Annotated in this window: 15 protein-coding genes; all 15 read left to right on the top strand. The window is 51.6% G+C overall.

Features of this window, described 5'->3' with window-relative positions; genetic code table 11:
- The first annotated feature begins 169 nt into the window (after nt 1–169).
- The 15 genes from cotE (at nt 170) to glnA (ending at nt 18,862) form a co-directional block, all read left to right on the top strand.
- Nucleotides 170–727 carry an outer spore coat protein CotE gene (gene cotE, locus OIN60_RS07125; RefSeq protein ID WP_305754171.1) on the top strand — a complete coding sequence of 186 codons (558 nt, stop codon included), beginning with the start codon at nt 170–172 and terminating at the stop codon, nt 725–727.
- A 116-nt stretch (nt 728–843) separates the two neighbouring features.
- A complete protein-coding gene (locus OIN60_RS07120; RefSeq protein ID WP_305754170.1) occupies nt 844–2,079 on the top strand; it encodes a putative amidoligase domain-containing protein in 1,236 nt (411 codons plus the stop codon).
- 98 nt (nt 2,080–2,177) lie between these two features.
- A complete protein-coding gene (gene mutS, locus OIN60_RS07115) occupies nt 2,178–4,895 on the top strand; it encodes a DNA mismatch repair protein MutS (RefSeq protein ID WP_305754169.1) in 2,718 nt (905 codons plus the stop codon).
- A gap of 35 nt (nt 4,896–4,930) precedes the next feature.
- On the top strand, nt 4,931–6,919 hold the full coding sequence (gene mutL / locus OIN60_RS07110) for a DNA mismatch repair endonuclease MutL (protein ID WP_305754168.1): 1,989 nt from the start codon (nt 4,931–4,933) through the stop codon (nt 6,917–6,919).
- A gap of 21 nt (nt 6,920–6,940) precedes the next feature.
- Nucleotides 6,941–7,753, top strand: coding sequence for a class I SAM-dependent methyltransferase (locus tag OIN60_RS07105; protein ID WP_305754167.1), 813 nt, complete (start codon nt 6,941–6,943; stop codon nt 7,751–7,753).
- On the top strand, nt 7,737–8,717 hold the full coding sequence (gene miaA / locus OIN60_RS07100) for a tRNA (adenosine(37)-N6)-dimethylallyltransferase MiaA (RefSeq protein ID WP_305754166.1): 981 nt from the start codon (nt 7,737–7,739) through the stop codon (nt 8,715–8,717). The genes OIN60_RS07105 and miaA overlap by 17 nt, the downstream gene beginning before the upstream one ends.
- An 18-nt stretch (nt 8,718–8,735) precedes the next feature.
- Nucleotides 8,736–8,981, top strand: a complete 246-nt coding sequence (gene hfq, locus OIN60_RS07095) for an RNA chaperone Hfq (RefSeq protein WP_305754165.1) — start codon at nt 8,736–8,738, stop codon at nt 8,979–8,981.
- Between the two features lie 153 nt (nt 8,982–9,134).
- A complete protein-coding gene (locus tag OIN60_RS07090) occupies nt 9,135–11,786 on the top strand; it encodes a penicillin-binding protein 1A (RefSeq protein ID WP_305754164.1) in 2,652 nt (883 codons plus the stop codon).
- 190 nt (nt 11,787–11,976) lie between these two features.
- Nucleotides 11,977–12,531, top strand: a complete 555-nt coding sequence (locus tag OIN60_RS07085) for a ribonuclease FAU-1 family protein (RefSeq protein WP_305754163.1) — start codon at nt 11,977–11,979, stop codon at nt 12,529–12,531.
- Nucleotides 12,532–12,542: 11 nt separating this feature from the next.
- Nucleotides 12,543–13,136 carry a YdcF family protein gene (locus OIN60_RS07080; protein WP_305754162.1) on the top strand — a complete coding sequence of 198 codons (594 nt, stop codon included), beginning with the start codon at nt 12,543–12,545 and terminating at the stop codon, nt 13,134–13,136.
- Nucleotides 13,137–13,219: 83 nt separating this feature from the next.
- Nucleotides 13,220–14,185, top strand: a complete 966-nt coding sequence (locus tag OIN60_RS07075) for an AAA family ATPase (RefSeq protein ID WP_305754161.1) — start codon at nt 13,220–13,222, stop codon at nt 14,183–14,185.
- A gap of 103 nt (nt 14,186–14,288) precedes the next feature.
- A complete protein-coding gene (hflX, locus tag OIN60_RS07070; protein WP_305754160.1) occupies nt 14,289–15,575 on the top strand; it encodes a GTPase HflX in 1,287 nt (428 codons plus the stop codon).
- A gap of 131 nt (nt 15,576–15,706) precedes the next feature.
- Complete coding sequence (locus tag OIN60_RS07065; RefSeq protein WP_305754159.1) at nt 15,707–16,960, top strand: methionine gamma-lyase family protein; 1,254 nt, start codon at nt 15,707–15,709, stop codon at nt 16,958–16,960.
- 85 nt (nt 16,961–17,045) lie between these two features.
- Nucleotides 17,046–17,459, top strand: coding sequence for a MerR family transcriptional regulator (locus tag OIN60_RS07060; RefSeq protein WP_305754158.1), 414 nt, complete (start codon nt 17,046–17,048; stop codon nt 17,457–17,459).
- 74 nt (nt 17,460–17,533) lie between these two features.
- Nucleotides 17,534–18,862 carry a type I glutamate--ammonia ligase gene (gene glnA / locus OIN60_RS07055; RefSeq protein WP_305754157.1) on the top strand — a complete coding sequence of 443 codons (1,329 nt, stop codon included), beginning with the start codon at nt 17,534–17,536 and terminating at the stop codon, nt 18,860–18,862.
- The last annotated feature ends 788 nt before the right edge of the window (nt 18,863–19,650 follow it).

The raw sequence follows: 19,650 nt of genomic DNA, 5'->3' as shown, positions 1-19,650 counted from the left end.
TTGGCTGCAATCATAACTGCATCTGGTCGCGCATATAAATAATTATTTCGAACAACCTGCAGGCCTCAGGCTCATACAAATAATATCATTTTCTCTATGTCTATTTACTCAACATTCGCCCATGTCCTGCATACACATGTAGTGAATGATTGTATGGAGGAGGTTCAAAATGTCATTGAGTCATAAACAGCAATGTAGAGAGATCATAACAAAGGCGGTCTGTGGTAAAGGCCGCAAATTCTCTACCGTAACTCATACCGTGACTCCGCCAAATAATCCGACAAGCATTCTGGGGGCCTGGGTTATCAACCACCAGTATGAAGCGGTTTCTGCCGGTGAAGGGATTGAGATTGTTGGAACTTACCATATCAACATCTGGTATTCCTATGATAACAACTCCCAGACCGACGTGGCTAAAGAAACGGTATCCTACGTTGAGCAGGTGGGCCTCTCCTATCTGGATTCGAAGCACAGGAAGTCAACAGTGGAGGTTTCTGCGGAGGCAACGCAGGAACCAAGCTGTGTCGAAGCCAGTGTCTCTTCCGGTGGAGGCAGCGTCATTATCCGCGTTGAGCGCGAGTTTGCAGTAGAATTGGTTGCCGAGACCAAGGTGTGCGTGCTGGTGTGCGACAGTTGCGGAGATCATGGAGAAAAGGATTATGAGTACGCCTCGGGAGAAGAAGACTTCGAAGACCTTGATTTGGATCTTCTCGATGACGAACTGTAAACGGGATTGTTTTGGATTTATGCAGCATCATATGCACGGGCTGCAGCAATGTAGAGGGCTGATGCCCTCTTTTTTTATTTTCGGGCGATAGCCCGGTATAAGGAGGCTCAGGCGGCATGCAGAAAACGGATCATTGGCCGGATGTATTTAGAAATATGTCTATCCGTGAGCAATGCCGGAGATTGAACCGGACCGGGATTGCTGAAATGCTGGCCGTTCCGTCCGCTTCGGATACATTTACAGTGGGTTATGCTGTGCAGGTGAAGCAGCTTCAAGCGCTGGAAATCCGCAGAATCGGAACCGGTATCGCTGCTCACCCGAACATGAACAGTCAGCCGGCCGTAGGCTCTCTGCTGCAGGTTCGCCTGGAAAGGCTGGCGGTGCGCAGCCTGTATACCCTTGGGCTTGATAGCGGTGAAATTCTGCTGATGCCTGCCCGAAACGAAGGATACGCTGTTGCGCGTGTGAGACCGGAGCCTTGGCGCGGAGACAGCCGCTTGACCGAGTTGTATGATTCCGAAATATCGGCTGCTCCCTTTGCGATAGACAAGGAGATGCTTCCGGCAGGAGGGCCGCCAATGATCGGTATGGATCCTGAATTTCTGCTTGTGAGGCTGCCGGACAAAAGGGTGGTTCCAGCCTCCAAATATCTTGACAGGAAAGGGGAGGCGGGCTGTGACGCCGTATCACGGCGCGGGAGAACGCTCTTTCCGGTGGCGGAGCTTCGGCCTGAACCAAGTCCAGAGCCATCAAGTCTTCTGCGTCACTTATGGAAGGCGATGGCGTTCGCTTCCCGACGCATTACGGATAGGTCGCTGATCTGGCAGGCTGGAAGCATGCCGCAGCGCGGGCTGCCGCTCGGTGGTCATCTGCATTTCAGCGGAGTTCCCCTCAGCCCCGAGCTGCTGCGGGTGCTGGACAATTACCTTGCGCTTCCGGTAGCCCTGCTTGAGGATCAGCGGACGCAAATACGTCGCCCGCGATACGGTACGCTGGGGGACTTCCGTCGCAAGTCTCACGGGGGATTCGAATACCGTACGCTCCCCAGCTTTCTAGTGTCCCCGTTGCTGGCCAAAGGGGTAATCGGATTTGCCTATCTGATCGCCCGTCACTATAAGGAGCTGCTGCAGCGTCCACTACAGGAGGATGATATGCACGAAGCCTTTTATAAAGGAGATAAGCCGACGCTCTATCAGGCTCTGCCCCCGCTCCTGAAGGATATCGAGAGCCTGTCTTCTTATGATGAATACAGAGAATATACCGACCCGTTTATCCGCTGCCTGCGCGGCAGAGCGGTCTGGGACGAGAACCGGGATATCCGCCCGTTATGGGGTCTCCCATACAGCCCATGATGTGAGGAGGCTTTTTTGGTATAATAAAGATTCGAGGATTCGATACAGACAACAAAATTCGCTGATTTTATAAGTAGAGTAAGTTTATGGGGGTAGACATGGCTAAGTACACGCCGATGATTGAGCAGTATTTAAATGTAAAAGCACAGGCACAGGACGCCTTTTTATTTTTCAGGCTCGGCGATTTTTACGAGATGTTTTTCGACGATGCCGTACTGGCGGCGAAGGAGCTGGAAATCACACTGACCGGACGGGAAGGTGGCGGGGACGAAAAAATACCGATGTGTGGCGTTCCTTATCATTCTGCCGAGAATTATATTCAAAGGCTGATTGAAAAAGGCTACAAGGTCGCCATCTGCGAGCAGATGGATGACCCGGCTGTCACCAAGGGCATGGTGAGACGCGAAATTGTGCGTGTGGTCACGCCAGGCACCGTTATGGAGGGGAAAGCGCTGGGCGACCGCTCCAACAATTATATGGTGTGTATAACGGAGAGCAGCGGCATGCTGGCTCTGGCTGCCTGCGATTTGTCCACAGGAGAGCTTTACTTGACTTCGGCGCCATATTCCGAGGAATGGCTGATGGATGAAGTTAACATTTACGAGCCCTCCGAAATGATTGGGGACGGAAGGCTGCTTGATCTTGTTGCTGCAAGAAACCCGGTGACCGGACGCAAGGTCGTCTATACGGCCTGGGACAAAGCGAAGGATGATCTTGTGCGGCAGCAGTTTGGAGAGGCCGAATGGGCACGGACAAGCACAGAGCGGCGTGTCTGTGTATCCAGGCTGCTTGCCTATTTGCACGAAACACAGAAGCGCTCGCTCGGACAGCTTACCAGCATTTCAACTTACGAGCCGAACCATTTTATGATTCTGGATCCGTTCACGCGCCGGAATCTGGAGCTGGTGGAGACCGTGCGCGAGCGTTCCAAAAAAGGCTCACTGTTATGGCTCTTGGACCGTACAGAGACCTCCATGGGCTCAAGGCTGCTGCGGAGATGGATTGACAAGCCGCTGCTGTCCCGCAGTGCGATAGAAGAGCGTCTGGAAGCGGTGGACAAGCTGTATCACCAGTTCATTCTGCGGGAAGATGTGCGGGGACAGCTTAAGGATATCTATGATTTGGAAAGGCTCGTTGGCCGCATTGCCTTCGGCAATGCCAATGCCCGTGATCTGCTTGCGCTTAAATTGTCGCTCGTGCGCATTCCGGAGCTGAAGCAGCTTTGCAGCGAGTCTCCCTCGGCCACCTTGCGCCATATTGCGGATTCCATGGATGAATGCGCGGACCTGCGCAGCGAAATCGAGCTGGCGATTGCGGATGAACCGCCTGTGTCAGTGCGCGAAGGTGGGCTCATCAAGCCCGGTTATCACCAGCGGCTTGATGAGCTGCGGGAAGCGAGCGTCAACGGCAAGCGCTGGATTGCTGAGTTGGAAGCGAAGGAGCGGGGAGTAACGGGAATCCGGTCCCTGAAAATCGGCTACAACAAAGTGTTCGGTTACTATATTGAAGTCACTAAATCGAATATTTCTGCTCTGCCTGAAGGCAGATATGAGCGCAAACAGACTTTGGCGAATGCAGAGCGGTATATTACGCCTGAACTGAAGGAGAAGGAGACGCTGATCCTGGAGGCGGAGGACCAGATGGTCGACCTGGAATACAGCTTGTTCAGCGATTTAAGAGCAAAGCTGAACAGTGACATCCAACGGCTGCAAAAGCTGGCCGAGCAGGTGGCCGAGATCGACGTGTACCAGTCGCTGGCTTCCGTCAGCGCGGAGCGCGGGTTTGTGAAGCCGGAGATCACGGATGGTTATGACTTTAAGGTGGAGCAGGGGCGGCATCCTGTCGTGGAAGCTGTCATGAAGGACGGAGGCTTTATTGCGAATGCCACTGGACTGGAGAAGGCAGCCGCCCGGATTCTGCTAATTACCGGGCCGAATATGGCCGGCAAAAGCACGTACATGCGGCAGGTTGCGCTGATTGCCATCATGGCGCAAATCGGCTGCTTTGTCCCTGCTGCAAAGGCTGAAGTGCCGATCCTGGACCGTATCTTTACGCGTATTGGGGCAGCGGACGACCTGATTGGGGGGCAGAGCACCTTCATGGTGGAGATGGCGGATATTCAGGTTATGACGGAGAAAGCGACCGCACGCAGCCTGATTATTATCGATGAGCTAGGCAGGGGCACGTCAACCAGTGAAGGAATGGCCATAGCCCAGGCGGTCATCGAATATGTACATGACAAAATCGGCTGTAAGGCGCTTGTATCCACACACTTTCATGAGCTTGCCCATCTTGAGGACAGTCTGGGTTCCTTATGCAACTATTCCATGGCCGTGCAGGAGAGTGGGGACAAAGTGAATTTCCTGCGCAAGCTTATTCCGGGAGCCGCCAGCAGCAGCTACGGCATCTATTGTGCCCGACTTGCGGGACTGCCTGATGTGATCATTAACCGGGCCAACGGATTGTTGACAGGCTTTGAGCAGGCGGCGGCGCAAGTGACAGCCGGAGTGGAGGCCGCTGCTGGGGAAGCGGTGGTGGAAGCGCAGGAGATGCATGCTGCCGTTTGGCAGCATGCATCTGATCGAAAGCATATTGTGGGCAATCAGGTGAACGAAACGGTTGTACAACTGTCGATGTTCAGTGAAGAAGTGGAGCCGGCTGGTCATAAGGCCGCTTCAGAGCAGCCTGCGGCGGTCGTAGATCCGGCGGTTATGAACATCATCCGCAAGGTAAAACAGGCAGATGTCATGAATATGACACCGCTGCAGGCGATGCAGTTGCTGAACGAGCTGAAGCATGGCGTAGTTGATTTGTAACAACTTATTATATCCGGACGGGGAGGGAGAACGTCATGGCGAAAATCAAAGTGTTGGACGAACATATAGCCAACCAGATTGCGGCGGGTGAGGTTGTTGAACGCCCTGCTTCCGTGGTAAAGGAGCTGCTTGAGAACTCGATTGACGCAGGCAGCTCACGTATTGATGTCATGGTTGAAGAAGGTGGACTGGCAAGCATTCGTGTCACAGACAACGGCGGCGGTATCGAGCCCGAGGATGTAGAGACGGCGTTTTACAGGCATGCCACCAGCAAGATTGAGCACAGCCGGGATCTGTTTCAGATTACAAGCCTTGGCTTCCGGGGAGAGGCCCTCCCCAGCATAGCGGCAGTTGCCAAGGTGGAGGTGCTTACATCCGCAAGTGATGACGGGCGGGCCCGGCGCATCGTCATCGAAGGCGGAAGGCTGGTGTCCAACGAAGATGCCGCCGCACAGCAGGGCACCGATTTTGCGGTCCGTGAATTGTTTTACAATACACCTGCAAGACTGAAATATATGAAAACGATCCAGACGGAGCTTGGACACATTTCAGACGTGCTCTACCGGATGGCGCTGTCTCATCCGGAGATCGCTTTTACGCTTCGCCACAACGGCAATGTGCTGCTGCAGACACTGGGCAACGGCGATCTGCTGCAGGTCATCGCCGCCGTATATGGCACATCCGCCGCCAAAGCGATGCTGGCCGTGGAAGGCGAAAGTCTGGACTACAGGCTCAGCGGATTTATCAGCAAGCCGGAATGGACGCGTTCAAGCCGCAGCGCTATCTCCACGGTGATCAACGGACGTTTTGTCCGCAGCTTCGGACTGAATCAGGCGCTTTTGAAGGCCTACCATACGCTGCTGCCGATTAACCGCTATCCGCTGACCGTGCTCAGGCTGGACATGCACCCATCGCTGGTGGATGTGAATGTGCATCCGGCCAAGCTTGAGGTCAGGTTCAGCAAGGAGGCGGAGCTCTATCAATTTGTGGAGGAGACGGTTAGATCGGCTCTGCGGCAGGAGGTGCTGATCCCGAAGGCGGTCAAACGCGAGATCGGCAGCAAAGAGAGCAAAGCCATCATTCAGGAGCAGTTTCATTTCTCGAAGGAGCAGGAGGCTGCCGAATCGCGTCAACGGGCTGTCTATGCGGCAGATGAGGACTTGGATGCGCCGGCATCTTCTCCGTTATCGGAGAATGAGGCTTCTCCTGCGTTGCTTCCCGAACGTCAGCCTGTCACGTCTTATAAAGTATCTAATGAAGCCACTAGTGAAGCGCCGCCGACCCTTTCACAAACTGCTGAGCGGGACGGAAGTCGGTTCACTGGACGGTTGCCTGGTGTCCGTGAGACTGCTGCCAGAACCTACAAACCGGAAGAGGTGCGTAAAATGCAGCAGTTTGCGGCGGCAGAGCAGGCTTTGCGGGGAGCCGCGCCTGAAATTCCTCATTTTCCGGAGCTCAGTCTGATCGGACAGCATCATGGAACGTACCTGATTGCGCAGAATGACAGCGGCCTGTATCTAATCGATCAGCATGCAGCCCATGAGCGCATTAATTATGAGTATTACTACGAGAAATTTGGTAATCCCGAGGCGGCGTCCCAAGAGCTGCTCCTGCCCATTACGCTCGAATTCACTCCGTCTGATGCGGAGAAGCTGAAGGACAAGCTGCATTGGTTTGAGCAGGCGGGTGTGCATCTGGAGCATTTTGGCGGACAGACGTTCCGGGTGACTTCTTACCCTTACTGGCTTCCTAAAGGGGAGGAGAATGACGTGATTGAAGAGATGGCTGATTGGGTGCTGCAGGAGAAAACGATTGATCTGGCCAAGCTGCGCGAGGCATCGTCCATCATGTGTTCCTGCCGCGCTTCCATCAAAGCCAATCAAAAGCTCAGCGAACAAGAGGCCGGTGTGCTGCTGCAGCGACTTGCTCAGTGTAAGCAGCCCTATACCTGCCCGCATGGCCGTCCGATCGTTGTTTCCTTCTCTACCTATGATTTGGAGAAGCTGTTCAAACGAGTGATGTAATATAAGGAGCATATAAAACAAGTGTCGATACAACAAACCAATACCAGTTTTATCATAACTACAGGTGATTCACCCGGCGCAGCAACGCTGGAACGAGCAGAGGAGCTGTCGGCCGCTACCGGAGCGCCTTTTATTCCACGCGGTCGCCTTTCCGTCGCCATGCTGGCGAAACGGTGCGGGGCATCCGACGTTTTAGTGCTTATACAAGACGGAGTGCGGCTGATCCGTCCGGGACGCCCTCCCCTGGAGTTTCATCCCAGCATGGGATATATCCGTGCGAGACGGGTATTAAAGGGAGAAGCGGATCCGATGCTGACGGCCGCCAGGCTGCAGCCGGGTGATTCCGTTCTGGATTGCACTGCGGGCATGGGAGCCGATTCTCTGGTGTTTTCCGTCGCTGCAGGTCCGGCCGGTCATGTTACGGCTATAGAAAGCTCCGGACCGGTATGCGCCTTACTCATGGAAGGCATGAAGTATTATCGTTCCAGCGTTCTTGAGGTGGATGAGGCTTTTAAGCGTGTTCATGTCAGAAACGCCAATCATCTGGATGTGCTCCGCAGCTTGCCGGACCGCAGCATGGATATCGTGTATTTTGACCCGATGTTTCGTGACCCGGTCGTGGATTCAAGCGCGATAGGACCCTTGCGGACCTATGCCAATCCGGCTCCCCTGGAGGCGGAAAGCATAGAGGAGGCATGCAGAGTGGCAAGAAAGACCGTGCTTATGAAAGAAAAGCGGCAGAGCAGTGAATTCAGCCGGCTCGGATTCCAGGTTGAACAGCGCGGACAAACCAAAACAGTGTACGGAGTGATTCAGATTGACAGTACAACCTAAGCCGAAGCTGCTTGTGTTGGTCGGACCTACTGCGGTCGGCAAAACGCAACTGAGCATTGAAATGGCCCGATCCTTTCATTGCGAAATCATTTCCGGTGATTCCATGCAGGTCTACAGACATATGGACATTGGAACCGCCAAAATTAAAGAAGAGGAAATGGGAGGCATTCCCCACCATTTAATCGATATACATGAGCCGGAATACCCTTATTCGGTCGCGGAATTTCAGGAGGACTGCCGCAGGCTGATCCCCGAGATTCAAGCCAGGGACAAGCTGCCTTTTATTGTGGGAGGGACAGGCTTGTACGTGGAGTCTGTCTGCTATGAATACCGATTCTCCGAAGTCGGGGCGGACGATGCTTTCCGGCAGGAACAATTTTCTTACGCGGAACGGGAGGGCAACGAGGCGCTTCATGCCAATTTAGCCGCTGTGGATCCTGAAAGTGCCGCCAAATTGCATCCAAACGACCTCCGCCGGGTCATCCGCGCGCTTGAGGTGTACCATGTCAGCGGCAGGACTTTCAGCTCCCTGATAGCGGATCAAAAAAAAGAAACTCCCTACGACTTGTGCATCATTGGTTTGACAATGGATAGGCAAATGCTATATAACCGTATTGAAGGCCGTATTGATGGCATGCTGCGGCAAGGGCTGGTTGAGGAAGTGGCGTCTTTGATGGAGCGTGGAGTTAAGAGTGATGCCATCTCGATGCAGGGCTTGGGATATAAGGAGATTTCGTCCTATCTGCGCGGGGAAGCAACGCTTGAAGACGCGGTCGCATTATTGAAGAGAGATACCCGCCATTTTGCAAAACGGCAGCTTTCCTGGTTCCGGCACATGAGGGATATCCGGTGGATTGATGTGACGAATGCTGCGCATTTTTCGGAAACCGCCGATGAGATGAAGAAAATTGTGGCAGGAAAGTTCGGGACAGATCTTGAATATATTTCAGAACAACTCAAATGATTATTGGGGGTACGACTAATGAACAAGTCCATCAACATCCAAGATACGTTCTTAAATCAACTTCGCAAAGAAAGCATTCCCGTTACCGTTTATTTGGTGAATGGGTTCCAGGTGCGGGGGACTATTAAAGCTTTTGACAATTTTACAATTGTGATCGATTCCGATGGACGGCAGCAAATGATTTATAAGCATGCCATTTCAACATTTACACCGCAGCGGAACGTTTCCCTGATGCAGCAGCAGGAAGGCGGCAGCGAAAGCTGACCCTTCTTCAGGAAACTTTTGAGTGCTAAATTTCGTTTAGTTGAATAGAAATCGATACGGAGCAACCTGATAGAGGTTGTTCTTTTCATTAGGTGGTCTCATTGGTTTACAGAGAGAGAGAAAATTACGCAACAGCGAAAGGAAGTCAGGGTAATGCCAAACGATTCATTGTCCAGATCCGGTAATCGCAATCGACAGAATGCCGCAGGCAAGCCGAAAGGCAAAAAGAAAAAAATTACGGCAAAGCGTGTCGGCTGGACGCTATTTTTTACAGCGACACTTGCGATTATCGTAGCGCTGGCAGGTTATTTGTATGTCATGGTTAACGGTGAAAAGCTGTATCAAGCTAACTTGGACAAAATTACGGTCAACGAGCCTTCCAAAATCTATGACCGTAACGGCAAGCTGATGGGGGAGCTTTCCATTGAGAAGAGTGAACCTGTTGAAAGTGAAGAGATCCCGAAATTGTTAAAGGACGCATTTGTAGCGACCGAGGACAAACGCTTTTACGAGCATCAGGGGGTTGACGTATGGGCGATTGGACGTGCGGCGGTGCGCGACGTGATTGCGCGGGCGGCTGTAGAAGGCGGAAGTACGATCACCCAGCAGTTGGCCAAAAATCTGTTCCTGACGAGAGACAAGACCTTCTTCCGTAAAGCGACCGAGGTGTCCATCGCGACAGCGCTGGAGCGCAACATGACGAAGGATGAAATTTTGACGCTGTACCTGAACCGGATCTTTTTCGGTCATCAGCGTTATGGAATCCAAGCTGCTTCCGAATATTATTTCGGAGAGAGCAACCTGAACGAGCTGAAACTGTGGCAAATGGCCACATTGGCGGCACTGCCAAAAGGGCCTTCCAAATATAACCCGCTTTCCAATCCGGAGAACTCCAAGGAGCGTCGGGGTGTTGTGCTGACGCTCATGTACGAGCAGGGTTACATCACGAAGGAACAGATGGACGAAGCGAAGGCTGTAAATTATAACTATGAGCCGCCGGCCTCCGAAACGAAGTACACGGCATTTATCGATTACGTTATGGATGAAGCCGAGGAAGCGACCCATTTAACCAGCGACGACTTGAACGTCGGTGGTTACGAAATTTATACGACGATGGATGAAAAGGCCCAGGAAGCACTTGAGCAGGCTTTCGAGGACGATGATCTGTTCGAGAAAAGCCCTGACGATCAGCCGGTGCAGGGCTCCATGGTCATTATGAACAATCAGAACGGAAGTATTGCCGCGCTTCTTGGCGGACGGGACTACCAGCGTAAGGGCTTTAACCGGGCGAATGCGAGCCGCAGACAGCCGGGGTCGGCGCTGAAGCCGATTGTTTCTTATGCCCCTGCATTGGAAACAGGCAACTTCACGTCCGATTCGCGGCTGAGCAATGAAAGACAGTGCTTCGGTAAATATTGCCCGACGAACCTGCACGGCTATTCTTCAACCATCAGCATGCAGGATGCGATTACCAAATCGGAAAACATTCCTGCGGTATGGCTGCTCAACCAAATCGGCGTGAATACAGGCTATGAATTTGCCCAAAATCTCGGCATTACGATGACCGAGGAGGACAAATCGCTCGCGATTGCGCTTGGGGGGATGAGCAAAGGCACGAACACGCTGGAAATGGCGCAGGCTTACAGTGCGTTTGCCAACGGCGGCCAGTACCAGTCCGCTTATTCGATCAAACAGATCAAAAACAGCGAGGGAACTGTCGTTTATGAGCATAAATCCGATGCAAGAAAAGTCATGGATGAGCAAACTGCATATCAGATGACGGACATGATGCAGGAAGTCGTCAACAGCGGCACTGGCAAACGCGCGGACATCGGTCGACCGCTGGCGGGCAAGACCGGTACGACACAGAGTGGTATTGAAGGCAATGACAGTAACCGTGATGTATGGTTTGTGGGGTATACCCCTCAATATACGGGTGCCATCTGGATGGGGTACGACCAGCCTGACGGCAGCCATATGCTGAAGAACAGCTCCGGGCTCGCGGCAGCATTCTTCGCCAAGGTTATGAGCCAGGCGCTTGAAGGCGAGCCGGTTCAGGACTTTGAAAAGCCTGAGGGGTTGCCTGAGACTGAAGTCCAGCAGCCTGAGGAGCCGGTAAAATTGTCCGCTCCTGCGGGGATGTCCGCTTCCTACAATCCGGAGACACAGATCGTGTCTCTTACCTGGAATGCGGCGGAAGGTGAGAATGTCCAATATCGCGTATATAGAAAGGAAGCCTCCGAGGCCAATTATACGCCGGTTATTGAAGGACTTTCTGTAACCAATACGGAAGATATCGATGCGACGGAAGGCTCAACCTACGAGTACTATGTGACGGCCTATAACGCGGAAGGTGAATCCGAACCATCCAATGCGATTCAGATTGCCATTGCGGCGCAGACTCCACCTGAAAATACTCAGGATGAAGGTGAAGAACAGCCTGGCGGGGGAGAGGAGATACCGCCCGGTGATGGCACCGTTCCGGTTGATCCGGGCAATCAGGGCACTCAGCCTGGTGACGGGTCTGGTACCGGAGAGAACATTCCTGGAGATACATCACAGCCCGGCCAGGATGCCGGTGACGGTACAGGCGCAGGTACAGGTACAGATGCTGACGTTCCAGAGGGGCAGACAGATTCCAACACCCAGGATCCAACTTCTGAGGGAGAGGCTCCTGAGGGTGGACAAGTGGATGGTACCGATCAAGGAGTTGAAACGGACACCGGGGATGCTGCGACACAGGATCAGAATCAAGGTGTGAGCAATGGTTCAGTGAACGAAAACGACAACGAAAACAATAGATAAACATATGATAAATTATGTTAACCTGCGGCTGTCAGCCGCAGGTGTTTTTTTTAAAACAGCGGTCCGGCTTCTTTTTTGGGGAGTGCATGATTAAAGGTGGCTTTTGTTTGTCCATAAAATGGAAGTCTTTTGAGTGTATTCTGCAAATATGGTAAGCTGAATTTACCAATGTTGGAGAGGACAGTCTACAATGAAACGGAAATTCGGAGACAGGGCAAACTGGAGGCGAATCACAAACCGGAAATTTGCCTGTAAATATGTTCAAAGCGAGTTTTTTACCGGGTATGTCACACTGTACACGATGCTGGGCTTGAAAGAGCCGTTGTGGAAAACCTACGGAAGCCACACCTTCTGCATTGCCGACAAAGGTTATTCCTGGCTGCAGTATTATCCGAAGGATGCGCATTTTGTAGTGACTGCCATGTTTAATGACAAGCAGCAGATTGTGGAATGGTATATCGATACATGCCGCAGTCAGGGGGTAACCGACCAAGGTGTACCGTGGTTTGACGATTTGTACCTAGACATTGTCGTTCTCGGCAACGGCGAAGTGTTCCTTGTGGATGAGGATGAACTGCAGGAAGCTCTCCAGAAGGGACATATAACGGCTGCTGAAGCGCAGTTGGCCAACAGGACGGCTGCGGAGCTGCTGCGGCAGATAGATGCGCACAAATTTCCCTATTTTCAGATGTCGCTGCGCCACCGGGCAGAATGGTTTCATAACGGGGAGTTCAAGCGCAAATGAAAGGTAGGGGCATGAGAAAAATCTTTTTCATGGCAGGCGCATCTGTTATTATGGCTGGTCTGATTTGGACAGCATCATTTCTGTGGACGATCAGTACCGCATCCAGCACACCGGATTTAAAAGCAGCGGATGTTGGTATCGTCCTGGGAGCCTCCATGTGGGGAGATTCACCCAGCCCCGGGCTGCAGGAAAGGCTAGAGGAAGCGCTACGGCAGTATAAGAGTGGAAAAGTAAACAAACTGATACTGACTGGAGGGCTGGATGACCCGACCTTCAAGTACACGGAAGCACAAGGCATGCAGCAGTATTTGCTGGACAGAGGCATCCCGGCCGCTGATATACTGCTTGAAAACAAGGCGACCAGCACTTATGAAAACCTGCTTTACAGCCGGAGTATTATGGAGGATCACGGTTGGGCTACAGCCATTATCATCACCCACACGTTTCATGGTCCGCGCGCTTTGGAAATGGCCGAATATCTCGGTTATGAGGAGCCGCAGCTATCGCTTGTCAAATCGAAGGTGCTGTCTCCCTGGAAATCCCATTCCCGCGAAGTGCTGGCGTATGTGAAATGGCGGATTGACCGTATCCTGGGGCAAGCTTGAATCAAAATGCTAATAAGGACATGCTGCGCTGAATACATTTGGTAAGGGAGCGAAGCCCGAACAAATGTCGAGGTGATGGATGCATGAACGGACGGGGAACAGCCGCCAGTAAACGGTCGGAGGAGAGACCTTCCAGACAAATCAATGTCGTAATCCGCAGCCAGGAGCCTCTAAGCACGCCTGAAGCCGAAGCAGCCGGGGCTGTGAAAGAGCTGCCTTACTACAACTTGTATCAGGAGATTCAAAAAGAGCTGGACCAACTGGTCGGACTGGACAATATTAAAGAGCTGGTATTTGAAATTTACGCTTTCCTGCAGATCGCAAAAATACGTTCGGAAGCCGGACTGCTGAGCAGTTCGCACGTCTATCATATGATCTTCAAAGGGAACCCGGGTACGGGAAAAACGACGGTGGCCCGGATCGTGGCCAAGATGCTGCAAAGAATGGGTGTGCTGAATAAAGGGCATTTGATTGAAGCGGAGCGTGCCGATCTGGTTGGCGAATATATCGGACATACGGCACAGAAAACGAGGGATTTGGTCAAAAAGGCGCTTGGCGGGATATTGTTCGTTGATGAGGCCTACAGCTTGGCCAGAGGCGGGGAAAAGGATTTTGGCAAAGAGGCGATTGATACGCTTGTGAAGGCGATGGAGGATCAGAAAAACCAGTTTATCCTCATTCTTGCCGGTTACAGCGATGAGATGGATTTTTTTCTGAGCACGAACCCCGGCTTGCCTTCGCGTTTCCCGCTGCAGCTTGAATTTCCTGATTATACGGTGGACCAGTTGATTCAAATTAGCGAGCTCATGGCCAAGGAACGGGATTATATATTGATGCCGCAGACGATTTTTAAACTGAAGCAGCATTTGATCTCCGCCAAGGAGGAAAGCCTCCATGCTTTCAGTAATGCCCGCTATGTGCGCAATGTGATCGAAAGGTCGATCCGTCATCAGGCGGTGCGGCTGCTGAATCAATATGCGAACGGGCAGCCGGGCAGGCTAGAGCTGATGACGCTGCGTCCGGAGGATTTGAAAATCGGGAGAAAATAGACGATAATAGGATTCTCCATGGAAGTTTTACCGAAGGCCGGCCTGTATTCAGGTCGGTTTCTGCACGAGATAAGATCTATTGACGATAAAGGAGCTGACGTTCATGGCGAACTCTACCTATGATACCCAAACCGAGGTTCAGGATCGTGCCGTTCTGGTCAGTCTTGTGACGGATCGAGTGAAGCGAAGCGGGATTAATCCCGAATATTCACTAGATGAATTGGTCAAGCTGGCAGAGACTGCCGGTGTGGAAGTACTGACGGTGCTCAGCCAAAACCGCGAAACGCCGGATTCCAAATGGTTTATCGGCAAAGGCAAAGTGGAAGAGCTGCGTGCCATTGCTGAAACGCTCGGGGCCAACACGGCTATTTTTGATCAGGAGCTGTCTGGAGCACAGGTGCGTAATCTTGAGCTGACCTTGGATATGAAAATTATCGACCGTACCCAGCTCATTCTGGATATCTTTGCACAACGAGCCAACACTAGAGAAGGAATTATACAGGTTGAGCTGGCACAGCTTTCCTATCTGCTGCCCCGTCTTTCCGGTCAGGGGAAAAATTTATCCCGCCTCGGCGGCGGCATCGGTACGCGGGGGCCCGGCGAAAGCAAGCTGGAAACAGACCGCCGTCACATCCGCGGCCGCATTGACGAGCTCAAGCGGCAGTTGGAAGAGGTGACACGCCATCGGCGGCTGCACAGAGAGCGCCGTCAGAAGAGCGGGGTTGTACAGGTGGCCCTGGTTGGTTATACCAATGCCGGCAAATCAACGTTGCTGAAATCGCTGACAGCGGCGGACGTATACATTGAAAATCAGCTATTCGCGACGCTTGACCCAACATCACGGACGATGGAGCTGCCTAGCGGCAAAGAAGTTGTCCTTACTGATACAGTCGGTTTCATCCAAAACCTTCCTCATGATCTGGTCGCTGCATTCCGTGCCACGCTGGAGGAAGTAAATGAGGCTGATCTGGTGCTGCATGTGGTTGATGCCGCCTCAGATATGCGCGAGGATCAAATGAAGGTTGTGCAAAGCATACTGGAGGAGCTGGGTGCCGCTGATAAGCCACAGCTTGTCCTGTTTAACAAAAAGGATGCCTGCACTCCAGAGCAGTTGCAGATGCTGCCTTCCGGTGAAGGATATCTGAAAATCAGCGCTTTTGATGAAGGGGATCTGCTGCGGATCCGGGAACTGGTGCAGGACGCTGTAACCGGAGAAACGAGACGCTTCAGAATTCCAGCGGAGCGGGGCGATCTGACCCCTGTCCTGTATCGGATCGGTGATGTGATCGCTACCGAGTATGACGGGAACGACGTGCTGTACGAGATTCGCATTCAAACAGGAGAGTTTGAAAAATATGGTCACGTCTTGGGAAACTTTACAGAAGGTTAACATACCATGGCGTGTCCAGGTTAATTTAAGAAGAGCTTTGTGTACAGGCTAAATTAGGTGCAGGTCACATAAGCCTGCAGCTCTATTTAGCCTGTGTATTGGGATTGCAGGAAGAGGAGACAAGAGAAGGAATGACCTTATTTTCAGAAGAAATTGAGCATATTAGAGATGAAGCGGAAGCCAGGATTAAAGACAGGCTACAGTTGATTGACCAGATCGTAGATCACAACCAATGGAAGGTCATTGAGGCGTTCCAAAGCCGTCAGGTGAGTGATTTTCATTTTGCCGGCTCTACTGGGTATGCTTACAATGATCGTGGCAGAGAAGTGCTTGATGAAGTGTATGCATTGGTATTCGGTGCGGAAGCAGCACTGGTCCGTCCACATTTTGCATCCGGCACGCATACGATCGCTACGGCGCTGTTCGGTGTGCTGCGTCCGGGGGATGAACTGCTGTATATTACAGGGCGTCCCTATGACACGCTACATAAAGTAATCGGGAAGCCGGGGGATGGAACGGGATCGCTCCAGGATTTCGGCGTGTCCTACCGTGAGACGGCACTGACAAAGGATGGACAAGTCGATTGGGAGCAGGTTCAAGCGTCGATCACTGCTGAGACGAAGGTCATCGGCATCCAGCGTTCCCGCGGCTACGACTGGCGATCTTCCTTTTCCGTTGCGGATATCGGGGAAATGGTTCGGCGGATCAAAGCGATTCGCAGTGACCTAATCGTCTTCGTAGACAACTGTTACGGGGAATTTACGGAAACCGTGGAGCCTACCGATGTAGGCGCAGATTTGATTGCAGGCTCGCTGATCAAGAACCCGGGCGGAGGCATTGCTGAAACCGGCGGCTATATCTGCGGACGCAAAAAATATGTGGATTTGGCCGCATACCGCCTCACAGCGCCGGGAATCGGAGCAGAGGTCGGGGCGATGCTGGGGACGACACGGAGCATATATCAAGGCTTGTTTTTAGCTCCGACGCTTGTGGGACAGGCGGTGAAAGGCAGTATTTTTGCAGCCGCTGTGTTTGAGGCCATCGGTTTTACAAGCAAGCCGGCCTGGGATGAGCACCGCACTGATCTGATTCAAGCCGTGTCCTTTGTAGGACCTGAGCAGTTGATTGCATTTGTGCAGGGGATTCAAAAGGCTGCCGCAGTGGACAGCCATGTTGTTCCGGAGCCATGGGACATGCCAGGCTATGAACATCCTGTCATTATGGCGGCAGGTACCTTCATACAGGGAGGCAGCCTTGAGCTGTCTGCAGACGCACCGATCCGGGAGCCATATATTGGCTATATGCAGGGCGGTTTGACCTATTCGCACGTTAAATTTGGCGTTTTGAAGGCACTTCAGACGATGAAGGACCGTAATTTACTGTGAGTTTACCTTACACGCCGTTGACATTTTACATCAGGTAAATGTACAATGGGGGGAGTAGAAAAGATCACTGGAAGGTTGATGAACGATGGGTGACGAAATTCGCAGAAATATGGCCTTATTCCCGATAGGGATCGTGATGAAGCTTACCGATTTGTCTGCAAGACAGATTCGTTATTATGAGCAGCATAGTTTGATTGTTCCGGCACGGACCTCAGGAAACCAGCGGTTGTTCTCTTTTAATGATGTAGAGCGGCTGCTTGAAATTAAAGCTTTAATCGAAAAAGGTGTAAATATAGCAGGGATCAAGCAGGTGATGAACCCTGTCAGCAAGGAGTCCGAGGAAGCGACCGTGATCACGGCAGATACGGAGGTCAAACGTCGTGAACTGTCCGATACGCAGTTGCACCGTTTGCTGAAGCAGCAGTTAGTGGCGGGTAAGCGCCCGGGGCAGGTTTCACTGATTCAAGGGGAGCTTTCGCGTTTTTTTAATAATAAGTGAGACATTTCTCAGACATATGCTGTAAAATCCTTTTGAATACCGTCTACACATAACAGATAAAAGGAGAGGTTACATTGAGTTACACGAAAGAAGACATTCTCCGTATTGCGCAGGAAGAGAACGTGCGTTTTATCCGACTGCAATTTACGGATTTGCTCGGTACGATTAAGAACGTTGAAATTCCGGTGAGCCAGCTTGTGAAGGCGTTGGATAACAAAATGATGTTTGACGGTTCTTCGATCGAAGGTTATGTGCGTATCGAAGAATCCGATATGTATCTCTATCCTGATCTGGACACCTGGGTCATTTTCCCTTGGGTTACCCAGAATCGTGTGGCGCGTCTGATTTGTGACATCTATATGCCTGATGGAACTCCTTTCGCCGGGGACCCGCGTGGCATTTTGAAGAAGGTACTGAAAGAAGCGGAGGAAATGGGTTATACGTCCATGAACGTTGGACCAGAGCCTGAATTCTTCCTGTTTAAAACCGATGAAAAAGGTAATCCGACCGAAGAACTGAATGACAGAGGCGGATACTTCGATCTTGCACCTACGGATTTGGGCGAGAATTGCCGCCGTGAAATCGTACTCACTCTGGAAGAGATGGGCTTTGAAATTGAAGCTTCTCACCATGAGGTAGCGCCAGGGCAGCATGAAATCGATTTCAAATATGCCAATGCCATTAAAGCGGCAGATCAGATTCAAACGTTTAAGCTTGTTGTAAAAACGATTGCCAGACAGCATGGACTGCATGCTACTTTTATGCCTAAGCCGCTTTTTGGTGTAAACGGTTCCGGGATGCACTGCCATCAATCGCTGTTCCAGGGTGATGAGAACGCTTTTTATGATGAAAATGACAAACTGGGCCTGAGCCGGACAGCACGTTATTACATGGCTGGTATTCTTAAGCATGCCCGCGCAATGGCGGCGATTACGAATCCGACCGTGAACTCTTACAAACGTCTCGTGCCGGGGTATGAAGCTCCGTCTTATGTGGCCTGGTCTGCAAGCAATCGCAGTCCGATGATCCGTATACCGGCTTCACGTGGTTTGAGCACACGCATCGAACTTCGTAATCCGGACCCTGCTGCGAATCCTTACCTTGCGCTTGCCGTTATGCTTAAAGCGGGACTGGATGGGATCAAACGTGAGCTTTCCCTCCCAGCGCCGATCGACCGCAACATTTATGTGATGACGGAAGAAGAGCTGGTCGAGGAAGGAATCGCGAGCCTGCCGGCCGATCTCAAAGAAGCGCTTGGCGAGCTGCTGCGCAGTGAGGTCATTGCCGACGCTTTGGGCGACCATGCGCTTGCCTATTTCTACGAGCTTAAGGAAATCGAGTGGGATATGTACAGAACACAGGTTCACCAATGGGAAAGAGATCAGTATTTGGCTCTTTACTAAGATTGAATATCTTTGGCGGAGTGAAGGTCCTTGGCGTGTATGCGCTAAGGGCTTTTTCTTTTGGAGCGGTAATTGTGGGAACAATCTCCGCTGTCCAGACTGACGATTTCTCATCATTAAAAAGCCTTGGATCCCCCAAGGCTTTATTTATTGCCGTATGAAGTGGAAAAAATATGCTAACGTAATGGAGGGGCTTAACGGCCCTTTCTTTTTCTACTCGCCGAAGAGATATTGCAGCATTGAGGATCTTTAACGTTTACCGGGAATACATGGTGTGGTACAGGGACAGCATGGTATTGATTGACGATTTCAATGGGGTGAATTACCGGAACGACCGTTGGATAATATTGATGCTTTACGATTTGAATCGGTGGGCAAACGATAGGCGCTGGTGTTGGACAATAAGACATGTGAACAACTCCTTTCGGATATGTTGCTATAACATATGCCGTTTAGCCGTGAATGATTGGACAACTGCCGTCAGGCATATGATCATCGGCAAAAGCACAGGCACTAGCATCAGTCATCATTTGTAGGCTGGAGTAAAATAAGAACACCCCTGCATGTTGTACATCACAACATGCAGGGGTCAGCCTGTTGAGAAACCCTCAACAGGCTATTTTTTGTTTTCATTATTCATCTATTCACCGCGTTAATATGGTATAATATAGTATCCTAACAAGGCGGTGGTTGCATGCTTCGCTCCAATTCGAATGTGCAAAATAGCTACGAATTCGTTTGTTTAGAAGAACTCGTCCCCCAAAATCATTTGCTTCGTAAGATCCATA

This window comes from Paenibacillus zeirhizosphaerae (genome assembly GCF_030705605.1).
Classification (GTDB): Bacteria; Bacillota; Bacilli; order Paenibacillales; family Paenibacillaceae; genus Paenibacillus; species Paenibacillus zeirhizosphaerae.
This window is presented reverse-complemented; position numbering and strand designations above follow the sequence as displayed.